A 21,122-nucleotide genomic window follows, 5' to 3' on the forward strand; every position below is an offset into this window, starting at 1 on the left:
CCACACCCACCACGCCCGCGCAACAGCACCAGCGCTCAGCTCACCGCGCCAGGCCCACGGAATGCGTGCCGAGCAAACCGGCGAGATTCAGCTCGAACCAGGCGGCGTCGACGTGATAGGCGTCGGCGGGAAAAACCCGTGTGAAGGACTCCCTGGCCACGGCCGCCCGCTCGGCGGACTCGACCAGACCGAGCACGGCATCCTTCTGCGCCTGCGACGCCTTCTCGCCGAGCAGTCCGGTCAGCACCTCGACAACGGTTCTGGTATCCCACATCCCCGGCACCGCGGCGGCGAGCGCGTCGGCCCCCGCGGAGGCACCCCGGTACCAGCGGCCCCCCTCCCACCAGTAGCAGAAGGTGAGCAGGCCGTTCTCGGCCCGCCGGTTGATCACCGGCGCCGCGACCCAGTCGGGGGCACCCAGGTAGAAGTCCGGCATCGGCAGGTCTTTGTTGTAGACGGCGTCGAGTTCCGGTGCGTTCCACACCCCGCCGGAGAGCACGGCGCGGTCGCCGGGCAGCAGGCACAGGGTGGAACCGCTGAACTTGGAACCCTCGAAGACATGGAACGCCGGTGTCACCCGCGGCCCCCACTTGGAGCCGACCGCGACGAAAGCCGCGGCGATCAGCGCCCATCGGCGTGCCATCGGCTCGAGCGCGGGGAACTCCACGTCCGGCGCCGAGCCTGCCGCGCCCCGGCCCGCCGCGATATCCGCGCGCGCCTGCTCGGCCGCGGCCACCGGGCCGCGCACCTGCCGATTGCCATGGTGGATGTAGGCGGCCAGCCAGATCGGCAGGCGATCGCGCGGATAGATCTCGATGTCGGTGCGGTACACCGTCGGCGGGAACAGCTGATCGTCCGGGAACGGCTCGTCGCCGTAGTCGTAGTCGACCTCCATCCGGCCGGCGTTGGTGAGGGTGAGCAGGTAGCGCCACCACGGACCGTCGCCCATCGAGGCGGAGATGTGCCGGTGCTCGCGCAACGACTCCAGCAGTTCCGGACTCGGGAAGACCCGGGCGAAGCGCCCCTGCTCGTCGTGGAAGACGATCATCGACACCTCGGCCGCCGCCGTCATCGCGAACGACGCCTCGACCGTGGTCCAGCCCGGCGGTCCCAGCGCCGCCACGGTTTTCGCGATCCGATGACTCAGTGCGGCGGCGCGCTCCGGAATCCCGCCGTCGTCGGTCACCACCGTGGTGAGGGTGAATCCGACATCGGGATCACCGGCCAGCTCGTCAGCCACTGCGCACTCCTTCGTCTAGTCCCGGTCTTCGCCGTACCGCGCGATCACCGCACCCGCCTCGTCCCAACGGGTGCGGGTGAGCAGCGCGCCGTCGTCGTCGAAGACGGTCTCTTCCTTGCGGTCTCCGGTGGGGAACCATTCGACCCAGTGGCCCACCTCGTGCCGATCGGCGTATTCGCTGGTGTAGCGGGGGGTGCCGTCGAGGTACCAGCCGCGAGTCGGCCCGTCGCGGTAGCCGTCGGCGTAGGTGGCCAGATCGGTGATGGGGGCGCTCGGCGCCGGGCGGCGGAATTCCTGGCCGGTGAACGGCACGCCGCCGTAGTACATCCGGTTTTCCGTCTCGTCCCAGCGCAATTCGGGGTCGTCGGACGACACCGCGTCGGCGGCGATGCCCTTGCGGGTGCGCTCGTCGGCGAATTCGATGAGCGCGCCCGCCTCGTCCCAGACCGAGTGGGTCTGCAGGACGCCTTCGATGTCGTAGACGTCTTCGAGGCGGCGGGCGCCGCCGGGGTACCACTCCTGCCAGGTGCCGACCGGCCGATTGCGGTAGAACTCGCCGTTGTAGCGCATCGTGCCGTCGGGGTACCAGCCCGACCAGTCGCCGTCGCGCTCGCCCTGGTCGTAGCTCCAGTACTCGCGCCAGGTGCCGTCGGGGCGGGTGTGGGTCACCGCGCCGGTGTACGGCTCACCGCGATACGACAACCTGCCGGTCGCCGCATCGATCTCCACGTCCGGATCGTTCCATTCGATCGGATCGTCACTCACCTGGGGAAACCTCTCCGATCGGTCAGGCTCTGTCGCTGAACATTGTCATCCGGCTGGCGGGATCGGCAACTACGTTACGGATCAGCAGTCCGAGGTCCAGTTCCGGTGGGAGTGCCCGGTAGATCAGCTCACCCATCGGCCTGCCACCCACCGCGACGGTGAATCGCGTCATCCGCTGCGCCGACCGTTCCCAGCCCACCTGCGCGGCGCCGCTGAGATCGATCGCCTGGGTGCCGACCTGCACCATCAGCCGGTCGGCGAGCCGGTAGAAGATCACCGTCACCCCACCGAGGTCGGCGTACAGGCCGTCCGCGCCGATCTGCCCCGGCGCGGCGGGCCGCAACGCCCCCGACTGCGGATCGAACTCGGCGAGCACACCGCTGGCGTACGGGCGCACGACCAGCCTGACCCGTTCGACCGGAGCCTGGTACTCCGGCCGATACGGCCTGCGCTGACCGCTCTGCCCTGCGCTCGGCGGCATCGCCGGCGGCGGATACCCGGGAGCACCACCCGAGGGATAGCCGGAGCCCGGCTGCTGCCCACCGGATTGCCCGTTGCCGCGACCATTTCCCGGTGCGGACGGCTGGTCATTGCCCGGCGGATACAGCTGCCCATTGCCCGGCGGATACGACGGACCGCCACCGGGCGGGTATGGCTGACCGCCACCGGGCGGGTACGACGGACCGCCACCGGGCGGATACGGCTGACCGCCACCGGGCGGATACGACGGACCGCCACCCGGCGGATACGACGGACCGCCACCCGGCGGATACGACGGACTGCCACCCGGCGGATACGACGGACCACTACCCGGCGGATACGGCTCACCGCTCCCAGGCGGGTACGGCTGAACCGGCCCCGGCGGTTGGGTACCCCACGGCGGCAACGGTGGCATGGTGGGACCACCGACCGGCGGGGTCGGCGGAATCGGGAAGGACGGGACCGTCGGTTCGTGCGGAGCCGGCACCTGCTGCTGCGGCGGCACCGGCGGGCACGGCGGCGCGGGAATCTCCGGCGGGCACGGCGGATCCACCTGACCCGGTGGACTCGGCGGCACCGGTGGACTCGGCGGCTCCGGCGAACGCGGCGGCTCCGGCGTACGTGGCGGCTCCGGCGTACGTGGCGGCTCCGGTGTCGATGCCAGTGGGGGTACCGGCCAGGCGACTGCGTCGAACCGCGGCACCTCGAGCTCTACCTCGTACTCGTGCGGCGGATGCGGAATGTGCGACCGATAGGCCGACCCCGGCAGCTGCCGCCCCATCCCCGGTCGATCCCCGTCCGGAGTGCGCGGCGGCGCCTGCCCACCCGGATCGAAACCCTTGTCCGGCTCCTGCCCACCGTCCCGATCGGCATCCGGATCATCGGACCTGTTCCGACCGCCACCATCGGCGTCCGGATCACCGCCCACCGGCCGAGGACGCGAACCGTCACCGGGCGCGGAAGGCCCACGGCCTGCGTCCACCGCGGATTCGTCCGCCTCACCGACCGCAGGCCGACGAACACCCTGACTCGCCTGATGATCAGCCGGAAGGCCAGGATCACCCGGATCGGTCACCGGCCGCGACACCGGCGGCCGAGAGGTATCAGCCTCGCCCACGACACCTTCCGGATCGATGGGCGACCGACGGCGCGAACCGTCACCAGGCTCCGGCACGGCGGCGCCGCGATCGGCATCCGCACCGGGCTCATCGGAATCAGCGCCCACCGGACGGCGAACACCCTCAGCCGCAGGGTGATCCGTCGCGATGCCCGGATCACCCGGATCGGTCACCGGCCGCGACACCGGCGGCCGGGCCGGATCATTCTCGGCCACGAGATCATCCGGATCGGTGGACCGACGGGGCTCGCGCGGGTCGGCGTCGCTCGGCAGCCCGGCATCGGCGTTCTCCGCGGGCGGCCCGCTCTCCCGGCCCGCGGACAGTCCTGGACGCACCGGCGCGCCGTTGACGGCCGGACCAGAGGCGGTGAGGCCGGGCGCAGGCGATCCAGCGGGAGTCGGCCCGGCGGCGTCCTCGGCGGGCGCGGGCGGCCCGGGCCGGTCCGCCCCGCCGAGCTCGGGGTCGGTGACGAACGGTTCGGTGAGCAGCTCCCGCAACCGGGCGATATCGGCTGCGGCCCTGCGGATCTCGTCGCGGATCTGCTCGTGCACCTCGGCGAGCTTGTCCAGGGTCAGTCGCTCGTGCTTGTCGATGCGACCGTCCCGGAACCACTCGTAGACCTTCGCCACCTTCGCGTCGTCGGCGTCGGTGAGGTCGGCGCCGAGCAGGCGGGCGTGGTCGCGGCTCGGGCCGGGGACGGCGTCGCCGGGCACGGGTGGCAGTGGCGACCGGTTGCCGAGATCGGCGGCGCCCACCTCCCGCAAGAAGTCCAGGGCGTCGCGCTCGTGCACCGGCGGATCGTCGCCGACGGCACGCGGATCGGTCTCCGGGTTGTAGACCAGGTCGTCGGCGTACGGATCGATCTTCGCCAGCGCCCGGACGTAGTCGGCGAGCGGACCGGTGAGATCGTCCGTCGCACCCCGCGCCGCGCGGTTCGACACTGCCTCGGCCAACGCGGCGGCGTCCAGCGGCAGACCACCGCGCGGCAACCCGAGATGCGGAGCGAGCGCGTCCCGCGCGGCGTCGATCGCGGCCGGGTCGAACGCGCGCAGCAGTTTCGCGTACTCGGTGAGGTCCTTGGCGCGCTGGCGGTGCAGTTCCACCCGGGTGCCGGGATCGGCGAGCCGTTGGGCGACCAGTTCCGGTCCGAGATCGCCCGCGTCGACGCCGAACCGCAGTGCCAGTGCGCTGCGCGCGTTGTGCAGCGCGTTGAAGTTGTCGACCGCGTCGACGCTGATCGCGTAGTCGACGGCCGCCTCGAGCTGCCTGGCCCGCACCTGATTGGCCCGTTCCAGCTCGGTGAGCAGATCGGTCAGTCGCTCACGCGACAGGTTCGAGGGATCGTCGATGCCCAGCCTGCCCGCCACCTCGGCGAGCTCCGCGCGCACCTGGGCCAGCGAACGTGGTTCCCGGACCGGCTGATTCACCTCATCGGCGACGACCGGCAGGTTCGTCTCCGGCGCGGTGTGCCGCGGCGGTGTCTCGATCATCCGCCACGGACCCGACCCGTCCCGCACCATGGTCGCGTCGACGGTGCGGCCGTCGACTTCGCCCCGCAGGTGCCGGACCTCCGGCGCGTCGACCTCCAGGACGCGCACGCGCCCCTGGTCGTCGACCCCGACGATCCTGACCTGGATCTCGACCTCGCCGCGATTGAGCCGATCGAGGAGATCCCCGTCGGCCTCGGCCAAGGCCCGAGCCAGCGCACGTTCGTGTCCGGCGCCGGTATCGACGATCGCGATCGTGCCGTTCTCGGCATCGACGACCAACCGGTCACCGGTATCCCCGGCAGCGAAATCGGCCACCCGCTGGGTGAATTCGCCCAGTACACCGACATTGTCGTCGAGTTGCCCACGCAGCCTGGCGACCTCGGCGTCGAGGTTGCGGACCAGCGCTTCCAGGTCGGCGCCCGCCAGATGGGCCCACGTCGACCGCTCGTCCCGCAGGCCCGCACGGCGCAGCGCGTCGTCGAAGATCTTGCGCGCGTCCTCGGCGTGCACGGTCCCCGAACCACCGTCGTCGCTCAGATCGGGCCAGATGTCGACCCATTCGCCGCCGTTGTTCACCCCGCGCCAGTTCAGCATGTCGAAGCCGAAGCGGTCACCCCTGGCCGCCACGACTTCCTTCAGATAGGCGCCCAGCGGGTCCTTGCTGAAGAAGTTGGCGGGCCGGAACGGGATGTCGGCGTGCTCCTGGTTGAACAACCGCGCGGCGGCCTCCAGCGCCTGGATCACACCGTCGCGACGCAACAACCGGTACTCGGCCTCGGCGAGCGCCTTACGCAGACCTTCCTCGCTGAAATCGGTGATCCGCACGCCGAGTTCGCGGGCGAGCGCATCGAGCACGGTGGCGTCGGCGATGCGCTGGTCGACCGCGTCGACCACGTCCCGCAACCACGGCGGCAACGGCTCGGCGACCGCGGGCGACTGCTCGGGTTCGCCCGTCGACTGCCGCGGCTCAGCGGTTTCGGTGCGCTCCGGCGCTTCCCGGGCGGCCTGTTCCGCCGGTGTCAGGCTTTCCGGTTCCAGCAGATGCTCGAGCCCGGCATCGCGCAGATCCTGTTCGATCCGACGGCGCAGCTCCGGATCGGCGTCGGAGATCCACGGCTTGTACTCGGTGCCGTCGAGATTGCGCAACGGCAGGAATTCACCCGCCTGGTTCGCGATGCGCGCGGACAGATGCTTGAGGATCGGCACCAGCTCGCGCTTGCGCCACATCTCGATGCTCTCTTTGAGGATGCGCACCGGATTGAACTTGAGCTGGAGCTGGTCGTATTCGCCGCCAGGCGCGTCCGGGGTCGCGTCCTTCACCGTGGTCAGCGGCAGCCCGGCACTGTGGCCCAGCATCGAGAGGGCGGCGCTGTCCTGGGTCGACCCGGACGGGTACTTCGGGTTCTCGCCGTAGAACCCACGGTTGACGATCCTGTCCCACAGCCTGCGCAGCCAGCGCTTCTTGGGTGTCTCGACAGCTGTCTCGGCGGGCCGCACCCGCGGCGTCGGCTCAGGCCGCGCGACGGGTTCGAGGCGCCAGGCGTCCGGTCCGTCCTCGACCCGCCGGACCAGTGTCTGGTCGCCGTCGACATCGACGGACAGCATCCGGTCGTCGAGTGTGGTACGCGCCAGCCGATCCAGATGCGCGAGATCGGCGGCGTCCCGGGTGACGCCGGCGCGCAATCGGGTGATGTCGTCGGCGGCGCGCACGAGACCGGGATCGGCCGCCAGCCCGAGCCGGGCCGCCCAGCGACGCGCGACGGCCTCCCGCTGTGCCCGCTGCTGCGGATCGGTCGCCGTCTCGGCGTGGCGCACCGCCGAGGCGAACGCCTCGACCGCGCCCGCGCGCAGCAGCTGCCGATATCGAGCCCCGTCGAGCGAACCGGGGTCGGTGAGGTCGACCCCGAACCTCGCGGCCAGCCGGTCCAGTGCCTGCTGCGCGGGCTCCATCCGGGGTCCGCCCGGCTGCTGGGTGCCGTCGGCGGGCGGCAGGATCGCGGTGGGATGCAGCGGCTGAGCCTGCGGGTTCGGTTCCGGCTCGGTACCGAGCGACGGCCGGGAGCCATCGTCGAGCCCGGCCCGGCGCAGGTCGTCGGCGACCTCGGCGCGGACCTCGGGATCGCCCTCGACCCGCCACTGGTCGACACCGTCCTGGAGCTGATCCAGGTTCAGTGGCGCGTAGTCGTCCGGGTAGCGCATCGGCGCACCGAGCTCGGCATCGGGATCCAACGCACTGTCGAGGAATCCACGCGCCCTGGCCATATCGGCGATCTCGGCCAACGCCCCGAGCGGATCACGCTGACCGGTCAGCGCCTCACCCAGGCCGAGCGCCTCGGCAAGCCGACGCACCTGCTCGACCCGCTCCGGAGTCAGCGGCGGCGCGTCCGCGTGGGTCGACGGCGGCAGATCACCGAGGTCGCGCAGGAACTGGCGCACATCGTCGATCCGGACGTCGCGCTGCTCGGCACGGCTCGACGGATCGGCCGGTGCTTCGGCACCCGGCTGATCCAGCCCGGCGGCATCGGGCACCGCGAGTTCCGCGGGTGCGGTCGGGATGCCCCGGTCGAACGGCGACGAATTCTTCGCCGGCTCCTCGGGTTCCGGGCTCGGCGCGGTCGGCGGATGCGCGGGCGGCTTCGACGGCGGGCCGCCGGGCGCGGGCCGCGGCGCGGGCGGCTCGCCCGGATCGTCGTCACCCCGCGAATCCCGGCCACCGTCGTCCGCAGGCGGAATGCCACTGTGACCGTCGGCTTCCGAGCCTGTGGGCAGTCCTGGTCGCACGGACGATCCGGGCACGGCCGGGGTGGCGGGAGCAGGCAGGCCGGGCGTCGGTGGCCCCGCCGGGCGCGCCTCGGAGGGCCCGTCCAGCGCGCGCTTGTCCGCGCCACCGAGCTCGGGATCGGTGACGAACGGCTCGGTGAGCAGCTCCCGCAACCGGGTGATATCGGCCGCCCGCTGCCGGATCTCGTCGCGGATCTCCGCGTGTACCTGCGCGAGCTGTTCGAGGGTGAGCCGTTCGTGCTTGTCGATGCGACCGTCGCGGAACCACTCGTAGACCTGCGCCACACGGTCGTCGTCGGCGCCGGTCAGATCGACACCGAGCAGCCGGGCGTGATCGCGGCTGGGACCGGGAACCGCGTCCTCGGGGGCGGGCGGCAGCGGCGACCGGTCGGTGAGAACATCGGCGCCGACTTCCCGCAGGAAGTCCAGGGCGTCGCGGTCGTGCACCGGCGGATCGTCGCCGACGGCACGCGGATCGGTCTCCGGGTTGTAGACCAGGTCGTCGGCGTACGGATCGATCTTCGCCAGCGCGCGCACGTAGTCGGCGAGCGGGCCGGTCAGATCGTCGAGGTCGCCGCGCGCGGCGCGGTTGGACAGCGCCTCGGCGAGCGCGGCCGCGTCCAACGGCAGACCACCGCGCGCCAGCCCGAGATGCGGAGCGAGCGCGTCCCGCGCGGCATCGACCGCGGCCGGGTCGAACGCGCGCAGCAGTTTCGCGTACTCGGTGAGGTCCTTGGCGCGCTGGCGGTGCAGTTCCACCCGGGTGCCGGGATCGGCGAGCCCGTCGGCGATCACCTCCGGCGTGAGCGCCTCGGGGGGCACGCCGAAGCGCAGTGCGAGCGCGCTACGCGCGTTGTGCAGAGCGTTGAAGTTGTCGATCGCGTCGGCGCTGCGCGCGTAGTCGACCAGGCCCTCCACCTGCCTGGCCCGCACCTGATTGGCCCGGTCCAGCTCGGCGAGCAGGCTGTTCAGCCGCTCCCCCGGCAAGTTCGAAGGGTCGTCGATCCCGAGCCGTCCGGCGACCTCGGCGATGTCGGCTCGCACCTCGGCCTGCGAACGCGGTTCCCGGACCGGCTGATTCGGTTCCTCCGGCACGACCGCCAGGTTCGCTTCGGCCTCGACACCGCGTGGCGCGGCATCGACCATCCGCCACGGGCCGGCCCCGTCGCGCAGCATGGTCGCGTCGACGGTGTGCCCGTCCACCTCGGTGCGCAGGTGCCGCACTTCGGGTGCGTCGATCTCGAGCAGGTGCACGCGGCCGTGCTCGTCGATCCCGACCGCGCGGATCTCGATCTCGACCTCGCCGCGGTTGAGCCGGTCGATGAAGTCCCCGTCGGCCTCGGCCAAGGCCCGGGCCAGCGCCGCCTCGTGCCCGGCGCCGGTATCGACGATGGCGATCTTGCCGTTCTCGGCGTCGACGACCAGTCGGTCGCCGGCGTCCGCGGCGGTGAAATCGGCTACCCGCCGGGTGAATTCACCCAGCCTTGCGATGTTGTCGTCGAGGTGCCCGCGCAGCTTCGCGATCTCGCCGTCGAGGTCGCGCACCAGCGCGTCCAGATCGGCACCGGCCAGATGCGCCCATGTCGACCGCTCGTCTCGCAACCCGGCCCTGCGCAGCGCGTCGTCGAAGATCTTGCGCGCGTCCTCGGCGTGGACGGTCGGTCCGTCGCCGTCGTCGCTGAGGTCACCCCACGGGTTGACCCACTCGCCGCCGTTGTTCACCCCGCGCCAGTTCAGCATGGTGAAATCGAACTGGTCGCCCCTGGCCGCGACGACTTCCTTCAGATAGGCGCCCAGCGGGTCCTTGCTGTGGAAGTTGGCGGGCCGGAACGGAATATCCGTGTTCTCCTGGTTGAAGAACCGGGCGGCCGCTTCCAGCGCCTGGATCACACCGTCGCGGCGCAACAGCCGGTACTCGGCCTCGGCGAGCGCCTTGCGCAGACCTTCCTCGCTGAAATCGGTGATCCGCACACCGAGTTCGTGCGCCAGTGCCTCCAGGACGGTCGCGTCGGAGATACGGCCGTTGACGGCGTCGACCACCTCGCGCAACCACGGCGGCAGCGGCTCGGCGACCGCGGGCACTTCCTCGCCGTCCCGCGAGATCTGGACCGGCTCATCGGATTCCGGCAGCGCCTTGGTCTCCCGCGCGGCCAGTTCGGCGGGCGTCAGGCTTTCCGGTTCCAGCAGATGCTCGAGCCCGGCATCGCGCAGATCCTGTTCGATCTGACGGCGCAGCTCCGGATCGGCGTCGGAGATCCACGGCTTGTACTCGGTGCCGTCGAGATTGCGCAACGGCAGGAACTCGCCCGCCTGGTCGGCGATCCGCGAGGACAGGTGCTTGAGAATCGGCACCAGCTCACGGTTCTGCCACATGTACACGCCCTCTTTGAGAATGCGTACGGGGTTGAATTTGATCTGGAGCTGGTCGTACTCGCCACCGGGCGCGTCCGGCGTCGCGTCCTTCACCGTGGTCAGCGGCAGGCCGGCATCGTGGCCCAGCAGCGACTGGCCCGCGCTGTCCTGGCTGGAGCCGGACGGGTACTTCGGATTCTCGCCGTAGTAGCCACGATTGACCAGCCGATCCCACAGCTTGCGCAGCCAGTTCTTCTTCGGCGGCACCTCGACCGCCTGCTCGGTGGTCCGGGTGCGCGGTGCGGGCTCGGGATGCGCGATGGGTTCCAGATGCCAGCTGTCCGGTCCGTCGACCACGAGCCGCACCAGTGTCTTCTCGCCGTCGATGTCGAGCGAGAGCACCCGGTCGCCGAGTTCGGCCTGCAACAGGTGGTCCAGATGGGCGAGATCGCCCGCATCGCGGGTCACCCCGGCGCGCAGCCGGTTGATGTCGTCGGCTGCCCGGGCGAACCCCGGATCGGCGGGCAGCCCGAGACGGGCGGCCCAGCGTCGGGCGACGGCCTCCCGCTGTGCCCGCTGCTGCGGATCGGTCGCCGCTTCGGCGTGGCGCACCGCCGAGGCGAACGCCTCGACCGCGCCCGCGCGCAGCAGCTGCCGGTACCGCGCGGCGTCGAGGGAACCGGAATCGGTGGGGTCGACCCCGAACCTGGCCGCCAGCCGGTCCAACGCCTGCTGGGCGGGCTCGAGCCGGGGGCCACCGGGTCGTTGCGCGCCGTCCTCGGGCGGCAGGATCGCGGACGGCCGCAGCGGTTGCGCCGGCGCGTCCGGCTCCGGCTCGGTGCCCAGCGAGGGCCGGGAGTCGTCGGCCAGCCCGGCCCGGCGCAGGTCGTCCGCGATCGCGGTGCGGTCGGCGGGATCGCCCTCGACCCGCCACTGGTCGACACCGTCCTGGAGCTCGTCGGTGTCGAGCGGCTCGTAGTCGTCGGGGTAGCGCATGGGACGCCCGAGTTCGGCATCGGGATCCAACGCACTGTCGAGGAATCCACGCGCCCTGGCCATATCGGCGATCTCGGCCAACGCCCCGAGCGGATCACGCTGACCGGTCAGCGCCTCACCCAGGCCGAGCGCCTCGGCGAGCCGACGCACCTGCTCGACCCGCTCCGCAGTCAGCGGCGGCGCGTCCGCGTGCGCCGACGGCGGCAGATCGCTCAGCTCCTGCAGGAACTGATGCACATCGTCGAGGAAGTCGCTGCGCTGCTGGACGCGGTTCGCCTGGTCGCCGGGAGCGGCCGGGTCGGCGTCGGCCCGGACGGGCGCGGACTCGCCGGGCACGGCCAGTTCGGCCGGCGGTTTCGGGACGCCGAAGTCGAATCGCGACGAACTCCTCGACGGCTCTGGGGTTTCCGGTGCCATCGGCGGACGCGACGGCTCCTCGGGTTCCGGGCTCGGGGCCGTCGGCGGACGCGACGGCGGTTTGGACGGCGGACCGGCGGGCGCGGTCGGCGGTGCGGGCGGATCGCCGTCACCGTCGTCGTCACGCGAGCCGGTGTCGTCGTCGGAAGTCCCCCGGCGCGCGCCGTCGTCGCCGACCGATCCGTCCCCGACCGGCTCCGGCGCACCCTGCCGCTCCACCGCGGCCGCGAACCTGGCCGCCATTTCCGCACGGGCGGCGTCGAATTCCTGCTGCGCCCGCAGATACGACTCCAGCGCCTGCCGATCGGCCAGGACTTCGGCGTCGAGGTCCTCCGGCCGGACCTGCGCCGCCTCGGCGAGTTCGGCACGCAACGCGTCGAACTTCTGCTGGGCCGCGAGGTAGGACTCCAGCGCGGCCAGATCGGCGGCACGCACCGCGAAGTCGGGGTCGGTGTCGGCGCCACGCCGCGCGGCGACCTGGGCGTCCTGCGCCGCCAGTTCCTCGAACCGGGCCGCGATCTCGGCCTGCGCGGCATCGAACTCCCGCTGGGCGCGCAAATACGACTGCAGCGCGGCCAGGTCGGCGTCGACGGCGTCGAGCTCGCGCAGCGAGTCGTCCAGCGCGGCGTCGGCCTGGTCGGCCCGACGCTGATCGGCCTGGTCGGCGAGCCGGTTCTGACGCTCGACGGCCTCGTCGATGCGTGCCAGCGGGTCGACGGGTCGGCCGGGCCCGACCAGATCGTCCAGCGAGGCGATCGGTTCGGCCAGTTCGTCGGCGACCTCGTCGAGCTTGCGCAGGGTCTGGTCGAGCTTCGCGTCGGCCCGGTCGTCGAGGTCGGTGCCGCGCTCCGGCGGCAATCCGGCCTCGGGATCGGTGCTCGAATCCGGTTGCCGCCCAGGCGGCCGCGAACCATCCGCGGGCGGTTGGCCGGTGGGCAGCTCACGCGGCCGACCCGGCAGCGCGTCGGGGTCGGCGCCGCCGTGCGGCCTGGCCGAGGTGGAATCGGCGGCCGGCAGATCGGCGACCGGCCGGTAGAACTCGTCGGTCAGGGCCTTCAGCCGCTCGAGCTGCTCGGTCCGGAGGCGGATCTCCTCGCGGATAGCGGCGATCTCGGCAGCCAGCTTCTCCGGGCTGAGACCCTCGTGCTTCTCGATCTTGCCGTCGCGATAGGCCTCGTAGATCTCGACGAACTTCGCGTCGTCGGCAGTGGACACATCCACGCCGACCAAGCGGGCCCAATCCCGATTCGGCTGCGGGCGTGGATCGTTCGGGCCGACCGGCTCGTCGGCGCCATAGGAGCGCGCGACATTGTCGGCGACCTGTGCGGCGAAATCGACCGGGCCACCGCCGGGTTCGGCAGCGTCGGCGGCCGCGCGCAGGCCATGGATCGCGTCGAGATCGTAGATGTGCGGGTCACCGGTGGTGCGCGGATCGCGGGCCAGGGTGCCCGCCGGATGGTCGGTGTACGGATCGACTCGCAGCAGCGCGTCGGCGTACGCGGCGAGCGCGTCCCGCGCGAAGTCACCCGCCCCCAGCCGGTTCAGTCGCGTGACGAGCTTGCGGAGCTTGGCCGGATCGATCCCGCTGTCGGCGGGCCCGTACGTCGGCCTGCCGAAGCGGTCGATCGTGGCGACAACCGGCCGCAACCGGTCCGGGTTGTCCGGGCTCAGCGCCCGGATCAGCGCGTCCTGCGCCGCCTTCACCGCGGCCGCGTCGACATTGCGCAGCTGCTGGGAGTAGCCGGCGGTCTTGCTCGGGTCGCGCTGCTGCCCGTCGAGCAGGTCCTCGAACCGCTGCTGGCGGAGACCGCGGCGCTGCTTCGGATTGGTCAGCGCTTCGGCGATCCGGCGCGGCGTGAGCTCGCCCTCCGGGATCCCGAGTCGGGTGGCCAGCTGGCCGCGCGCGTCACCGATCAGGTGGAACGTCTCGATATCGGCCATCGTGCGGGCGTAGTCGGCCAGCGCCTCGGTTTGCCCGGCCCGCACGGCGTTGTCCAGATGCAACGCGCGGATGGTGGCGTCGATGTTGTCCGGGTGCAGCGCGGCCGGGCCGAGGTTCAGTTGCCTGGCCAGGTCGACGATCTCGCGCACCATGTCCGCGCGGTCTTGCGGGGCGGGCGGCGGTTCGGGCGCGGGCTGCACCGGCCGCCACTGCCCGTCCTCCCCGCGCATCATCGTCACCTGCAGTTCGGCGCCGTCCACGGTGCGCCGGATGTGCTGCACCTCGGGGGTGGCCACCGGGTCGAGGATCTGCCTGCCCGCCCCGTCGGCGTGCACCGCCCGGAAGTCCGGCTTCAGCCGCCCGTTGTCGATGTCGGCGGCCAGCTCCGGGTTGTCCCGCAGTGCTCGGGCCAGCGCCTCCTCGCGGTCGAGCGCACCGTCGACCACGAGCAGCCGGTCGGGTCCACCGTCGGCGTCGGGCACCCGGGCGACCTGGTCGCCGTACGACCTGCCGACCGGTTCCGCGCCGTCACCCTGCAGGATCGGCTGTGCGGCGGCGATGAAGTCCGCGAGGTTGCGCGCCCGTTCACGCGCGGAGTCGCGCAGCTCGTTGAGCGTCGAATCCATCCGGTCGCCGGACAGCTCGCTCAGGTCGCGGCCGAACATCGCTGCCCAGCTGGACAATTCGTCGCGCAGCTGGTCGCGGCGCAGCGCGTGCTCGAAGAACTCGCGAGCCCGCGCCTCGTCGCGGCCCGGCTCCCGGTCGTCGGAGAAGCTGGCCCATTCGGGCAGCCTGTCCGCGCCGTTGCCGACCCGGTCGTAGTCACGCAGCGCGGTGACACCTTCGAAGGCGACGATCAGGTCGCGCAAGAACCGGCCGAGCGGATCCTTGTCGAGGAAGCTGACCTCCCGGGAGAACGGGACCGGACGCGGGGCGCTGGTGTCGCCCCAGTGGTTGCGCTCCGGTGCCGGCGCGGCGTCGAAGTCGGCGGTGTCGTCGTAGTCCGCGGTGTCGTCGCGGGATCCGTCCGATTCCACCTCGCGCAGTCGATCCGGACCGGAGACCGAACGGCCGTCGGGCGCGGGCGCCGGGTCGGCGGGATGATCGGCCCGCCGATACGGGCGGCTCTGCTCCTCGTCGGCCCGCCGGGCCGCGTCGGCCAGTCCCTCGATCGCACCGATCTCGCGCAGCAGCCGATGGCTCTGCCGGTCGATCGCCCGGCGCACATCCTCCGGCCCCTCGCCATCGAGTTCGATGCCGAGCCGCGCGGCCATCTCCGCGAGCGTCTCGCCCTCGGGCGGCGGGCCCTGCTGTTCCGGCGCCGGATCGGGCGGGTTCGGCGGCGTCTCCTCCATGACACGAGCTTCGTCGGCATCGATGAGGCCGTTGAACTCCAGATCGTCGATCAGGTCCTGGCGCAGCCGCGGGTCCCGCGCGGCATCGAAGAGTTCCTTCAGGACATCGCGGACCTCGTCGGGCTCCATCCGGTTCGCGCGCAGCTCGCTGACGACGGTCTCGCGCACGGCGTCGGGGTCGGCGTCGCTGATCCACGGCCGGTACTCGGTGCCGTCGGGGAAGTACACGGGCCGGTAGTCGCCCGCCACATCCGCCTGCCTGCCCAGCACCGGACCGAAGATCGGGATGTGCTCGCGGTTGTGGTACCAGGTGAGCCCCTCCCGGCCGATCCGCGCCACATTCAGCGCCGGATCACCCGCTCCCGGCGGCGGCGCGCTGACCACCGGACCGTCGACCGGCGGCGGCGCGGGGGCCGGGGTCGGCGCGGGCGGATCGGTCACCATGTGTACGCCACCGGCCACACCGTCTCGAACCGCGGTCTGGCCCCGGCCGTCGAGCCCCGACCCCGACGGGTACTTCAGATTCAGCCCGTCGTACCCGGCATTGAGCTGATCGACCAAGCGCCGCAGCGTATTCCGGGTATCCACGGCCGGAATGTCGTCGCGTCGCGCCGGTGGGTGCTGCGTACTCTCGTCGCCGTCGGTGCGCGCGACCACCCACTGCCCGTCGTCCAGCTGGACGTGCAGCGCGACGACTTCCCCGTTGTCCCCGAGCTCGACGCGCACCTCCCGCCGCGGCGGTTCGGGTTCGGCGAAATCGGGTCTGTGGTTGCGTGTCTCGCCGTTCTCGTCGCCCATGTAGTCGATCGAGTCGTCGTCGGCCAGGCGGTCGAGGGTATCCGGGTCGACGGGCAAGGGCACGTCAGCCAGCACATCGGTGCCGTCCCGGACGAGCCGTAGGTCGGTGACGCTCACCTCGCCCTTCGCCGAGGCGTGCACCAGTTTGTACTCGACCTTCAGGGTGCCGTTCTCGCGGGCCGCGAGCAGCTCCGCCACGGCTCGGCGGAATGCCCGGCCCTCGGCGGTGTCGGGGTCGATCCCCCGCGCGCGCATCTGTTCGGGCGTCTCGTTGAGAATCCGCTGCAGATTCTGATCCATCTCGAGCGTTCGCCGCAGGTACTCCGGCGAACCCTGTTCCGCCCGAGCTAGTTTCGAGCCACCGAGGGTGGCGCCGACACCCTTGGCCTCCACCACGAGCAGAGTTGGCGGATCACCGGGACGGGTCGGCGGCACGATCGAGGCGATGTCGACGACGCCTGCCCCGTCGAAGGCGCCGACGAACGGAGTGAGCAGGATCGCGCCCGGCCTGCTCAGCGCGTAGTCGAGTCCGGCGGTCTCGCCGAGCAGCTTGGACAGGGCGACCATCTTCACGCCCATCGTGAAGTACTTGTTCGCCGTCGACTCCAGGGCCATCAGCTTCGCCGCCTTGGCCTCCTTCTCGGCCTGGGACAGCGTCGCATCGTTGTCGACCGCGTCGGACAGCTCGGCGATCTTGCTCGCCACCTTGTCCGGCGCCAGATCGTTACGGGCGGTGACGCCGAATTCGGCCATGAGACGGTCGAGCTTCACCCGCTGCTTGTCGCGCCGCGTCTGCAGCTCGAGCCGCTTGTCCGAGGCCTCCTTCAGCTCGTCGGCGCGGCCGGGATCCTGCATGGTGTGCGAATCGGTGTCGCCCTTCTGCACCTTGTACTCGTAGTCGGCTCCGGCGAGCGGGTCGTCGTCGCCTCGGTAGAAGCCACCGGTGTCGTTCTGTAGCCGGAAGCGCTTGTCCCGGAAGGTATCTGCTGGATCATCGACGTGGTGCCAGGTGCCGTCCGGTTCGCGGTAGCTGTCCGTCCGGTCCCCCGGCCGGTGCAGCAGCCCGTCATCCCCGCGGACCATCCCGGGGGGCACCGGGTCACCAGCGCCGGGAGTCGGGCTCGCGGCATCGTCGTCGCCCATGAAATCGGTGTCGGGATATTCCGGGGAGACCAGCCGCGGTTCGGCGGGGTTGCCGTCGCGGGCGGCCTGCTCGAGGTCGGCGTGGCGCAGCGGGTCGACCCGGGGTCTGCCTTCGTCGATGATGTGGCCCGCGGTGCTCTCGGTGCCCTGGACGACCCTGGTGCAGTTGGCACAGCAGGGAGCTTCGACGCCGCGACTGGGGACATAGGGCGAATTGAGGATGGAGGCCAGGCCGTCGAAATCGGTCGGCAGCTGGTCGTTCGGCCCGCGATCCCGGTTGAGCAGTTCCCGGTCGTGCAGGGCGGCGTTGGTGCCGCGCACCTCGGCGTGGCCGAGCGGGTTGTCCGCGTGTGGGAAGTGGGCCGGGTCGCGTCCGTTGGTGTAGGCGTCGATGGGGTCCTGGTACCTGGCGACGTTGTCGTGCAGCGTCTGGTGCAGGTCGGAGGGGTGGATGCGCTGGTCGGAGGTGCCGTTGGCCGCCTCGTAGACGCGACCGGTGAGACGGTCGATGGTGATCGAGGTGACGTGGCCACGCCGCTTCGCCGGCAGCCGCTCCGCTTCGGCCTTCTCCAGCCGTTTGGCAGGCGAATTGCCCGCCTCGGCTTCGGCCGCGTCGGCGGCGAGGAAGTTCTCGAGGGCATCCTTGGCCGCCGCGGCCTCCCGCTTGGCGTCCGCGACACCGTCGGCCGCACGCTGCACCCCGTCCGCGGCGTCCCGGGCGGCGCGGTCGAGCGCGTCGGCGTCCTCGGCGCCGCGGTTTCGGGCCGCTGTGGCGTCCTCGACGGCACGGGTGTGCGCCGCCTGGGCCTCCCTGAGTGCGATCGCGGCGTCACGCACCGCCCGGCCCTTCTCGGACTTCGCGGTCTCCAGTGCCTTCTGCTGGGCCTTGTGCTGCTCGTAGTCGGCGACCAGGCCCGCGTCCGGCGTGGACGCGTCGACGAACGCCTGGCCCCGCTCGGCGCTGAGCCGGTGGGAGAACTCGTCGATCGGTTCCCCATCGACATGGGTGATCCGGGGCGGATCGCCCGCGGTCTGCACCACCGGGTCGGTCATGTCCAGCACACCGAGCAGATGCGCGTCCACGCCGGGTGTCCGGCTGAACGGCGCGTTGACGGTCCCGACGTCGGGAGTCAGGAACGACATGGCGGAGGGACGGGTCGACGGGTCATCGTCGCTCATGAAGTCGACCAGGTCGCGATCCAGCGGTGGCCCGTCACCGTCGAACGTGTCGAGGTCGCTCGGATCGCTCGGGTCGGAATCCGGGCGCAGCGAGGAGATGTCGTCGGGCGCGGTGGCCGAATCCGGGCTGAAGGTGCGCCACTTGCCGCCGCGATCGATCGCCGGAACGGAGTCGGGCTCGTTCCGCACACCGACCCGATCGGTGGGCGCGGTGACATCGACGCCGAGCTGGTCGGCGATGTACTGGGCCCAGCCGTTGCCGTTGCCCGCGTGGCAGGAGAGCAGTCGAATGGGGGTGCCCGGCACGTAGTTCGGGTTGGCGCGGATCGCGTCGACGATGTCCTGCGGGTGGACCGCGTCGCCGTTGCTCGGGGTGACCGAGCCGTCGCGGCGTCCGTGCACCACCACGTCGTGGGCGCCGTCGTTGCGGACGTTGTGGCTCACGCGGTGCGTGCGCGCGTCCTCGCCGATCGCGGTCCCATCGGGGTGGTGGACGACGCCCTGCCCATTGGGCAGCCTGGCGTCGTAGACGGGTCCGCTGTCGTTGTCGTCCGGCTGCGGCTGCCTGCGGTCGTCGCCGCTGTCGGCCCGATCGCGCGCGGTGGTGTCGTCGGAGCCCGCGCGTCCGGGGCGGGCCGCGTCCGGACCCGGCCGGGCCGGGCTCGCTCCCGCGTCGGTGCCGACAATCGGCACGACCGGCGCGACATCGGCGAGCGGATCCGCCCGTACCTCGGATTCCCCGGCGCGGACCGGGTCGGCGGTGACCTCCGCGTCCGATCGAACCGGCGGCGCTTCACCGGGCGCGGCGTGCAGGCCCTGCAGCGGCGTGTCCGCGAGACCGGCCCCGCCGCGCGGTTCGGCGGCGCCCGCCCGGCTTTCGCCGTCGGCGCGGGTGTCGCCCGCACCGTCGGTGTCGGCTCGCGACTCGCCGGTGCCGCCGTCTCCGAGGACTTCCGGTGTGGCGGAACGACTTTCCGGAGTCGACGGGGTTCCGTCGGGCAGTCCGGTCCGAACCTCCGGCGCGCCGGGGCGGGTCGACGGCTGTCCGCCCTGCCCCTGCGAGGTCTGCTGACCGGGCGTCGCCTGCTGCCCCGGTGTGGATTGAGCTGGGCTGGAAGGTGTTTGCGCCGGGGTGGCCGCAGGCTGACCAGCAGCGGGGGTCGCCGCTTGGCCCGTGACGGGCGCCTGGCCGGTCGCCCCCGGGGTCGGCCCGCCGGTGGCCACCGGGCCTGCACCGACCATCCCGGTCGCCGGCGCCGCACCGACCTGGGCGGTGGCGTCCCGGTTGGCCATCTGGGTGTCGTTGGCCTGGGTGACCGGCTGACCGCCGGACTGCGCGTCGGTGCGGGTCCCGTCGTTGACGCCCACACCGCCGGCGTCCGCCTCGGCTTCCCCGGCGCGCGAGGTATCGGGCCCCGAATCGGACTGTGCCACAGGGCCTTCACCCTCGGCACGGGCGCCGCTGTCCTGACTGCCACCGTCCTGACGCCCACCGTCGCCGACCTGTGTGTCCCCGGTCTGCACCTCCGGCTTGGACTCCTGGCGTCCGCTCCCGGCACCGCCGCCATCGGACGCCGTCTGCCCGTCGTCTCCGGAATCCTGATTCGCCTGTCCCGCACCGGTATTCGTCGGGCCGTCACCCTCGGCTTCCGGCGTGGTCCCGCCGGCGGGGCGCATGGACTGGCTGTCGTCGCCCGCGCCTGCCCGCGCCTCACCCGAGCCTTCGTCGCCCATGGTGTCGTCGCCCGCACCGGCGCGCACGCCGTCGTCGCCGCCCACACCGGTCGCACCGTCGTCGGCGCCCGCCCGATTCTCACCGTCTGCACCGGGGCGGTTGGTCGAACCGTCACCACCGGCGGTGTTGCTGTCCTGCCCGAAGGTCCCGAGGTCGTAGCCGGGCCCCATGGCCTCGCGGATCCGGGAACTGAAGCTCGGGCGCTCGAACAGGCCGGGGTTCATCTTGGACCACGCGGCGTTGGCGCCTGCCTTGTTCAGGCCGGAGATACCGCCGTTGGTCGCGCCCGCGCTCCACATGAGCGGATCGGCGGCCGCGGTCTTGAGGTTGTCCCAGGCCTTGTCCCAGCCCTGGGTGAAGCCGTCGTAGGCGAACTGGCCGAGCATGCCGCCGCCCGCGCCGACCAGACCGGCGCCGGTGCCGGTGATCGCGCCCTTGAGCCACGGCGACATTCCGTCGCCGAGCCGCTTGCCGAGGAAGTTGCCGAACGGACCGGCCGCCAGACCACCCGCGGCGGAGCTGACCGCCGCGGCCTTCACCTGGTTCCAGTCGATCTCCTTGCGGTGGCCCTGATCCACCTGCCACTGCTGGACACCGAGTTCCTGCAGGGTGCCGAGCGCGGTGTCGATCGCCACGTGCTGGGCGGCGAACTTCAGCACCCGGGTGATCACGGCCTTCGCGCCGTGGCGCAGGATCGCGGCCAGCACCCGGCCGAAGATGGTGCGCGCCACGACCCGGGTCGCCGCGATCGCGGCCGCCTCCACCGCGGGCGCGGTCGGCGGAAAGATCCACGCCGCAGCGATTTCCAGCGCCAGCAGTCCGAGCGACGACAGGAACATGATCTTCGTGTATTCGATCTCGGTACCGGTCTGATAGACCGAATCGCCGAGAATGTCGAACAATTCGGCGAGCTTGGTCACCGATTGGTCGCCGCGTGCCATTCCCTCGAAGGCCTTGAGCATCTCATCGACGCCCTCACCCTGCGGATACGCCTTGAACGCAGCGTCTTTGGCGGCATCGATGTCGTCGACGAGACCACGAAGACTGTCGGCGGCCGTGCGCCAGTCCTCGGCCATGGCCCACATCTCGTCTTCGTTGCCTTCTGGCCATTCCATGCCAGCGAGGATCGAGAGCCAGTGCAGCCCGGACGGCAGATCGATCATGGAGGGCTACGTCACCAGCTCGAGTCCGTGAACGTCGCCATCGCCCCTCATCCCTCCGCAGTGGTGCCGAGTCGAGCACACCACAAGTCGTTCGCCTGCGCAACAGAGTCGCAGGCACCGGCGAATCACCGGTGACGACGGAATGAACGAGAGGCGGCCGGAACGTGC

The 21,122-nt window shown here is 71.7% G+C and carries 3 protein-coding genes; all 3 read right to left on the reverse strand.

The features are described from left to right. Positions 1–40: 40 nt before the first annotated feature. From ACIO52_RS06710 to ACIO52_RS06720, 3 genes are read right to left on the reverse strand one after another with little or no spacing between them, the layout of a single operon-like run. Positions 41–1,240, reverse strand: a complete 1,200-nt coding sequence (locus tag ACIO52_RS06710; RefSeq protein WP_218717546.1) for a hypothetical protein — start codon at positions 1,238–1,240, stop codon at positions 41–43. Positions 1,241–1,255: 15 nt separating this feature from the next. Further along, a complete protein-coding gene (locus ACIO52_RS06715) occupies positions 1,256–2,005 on the reverse strand; it encodes a toxin-antitoxin system YwqK family antitoxin (protein WP_218717545.1) in 750 nt (249 codons plus the stop codon). A 22-nt stretch (positions 2,006–2,027) separates the two neighbouring features. Continuing rightward, the gene (locus ACIO52_RS06720) at positions 2,028–20,954 is read right to left on the reverse strand and encodes a hypothetical protein (protein WP_402642271.1); all 18,927 of its coding nucleotides are present in this window, start codon (positions 20,952–20,954) and stop codon (positions 2,028–2,030) included. Positions 20,955–21,122: the final 168 nt, after the last annotated feature.

It is taken from the genome of Nocardia sp. NPDC087230 (assembly GCF_044744725.1).
Lineage (GTDB): Bacteria > Actinomycetota > Actinomycetes > Mycobacteriales > Mycobacteriaceae > Nocardia > Nocardia canadensis.

What these genes read in the sequence shown, in the direction of transcription:
- ACIO52_RS06720 (WP_402642271.1), bottom strand. Translation starts at nt 20,954, where the DNA reads ATGATCGATCTGCCGTCCGGGCTGCACTGGCTCTCGATCCTCGCTGGC.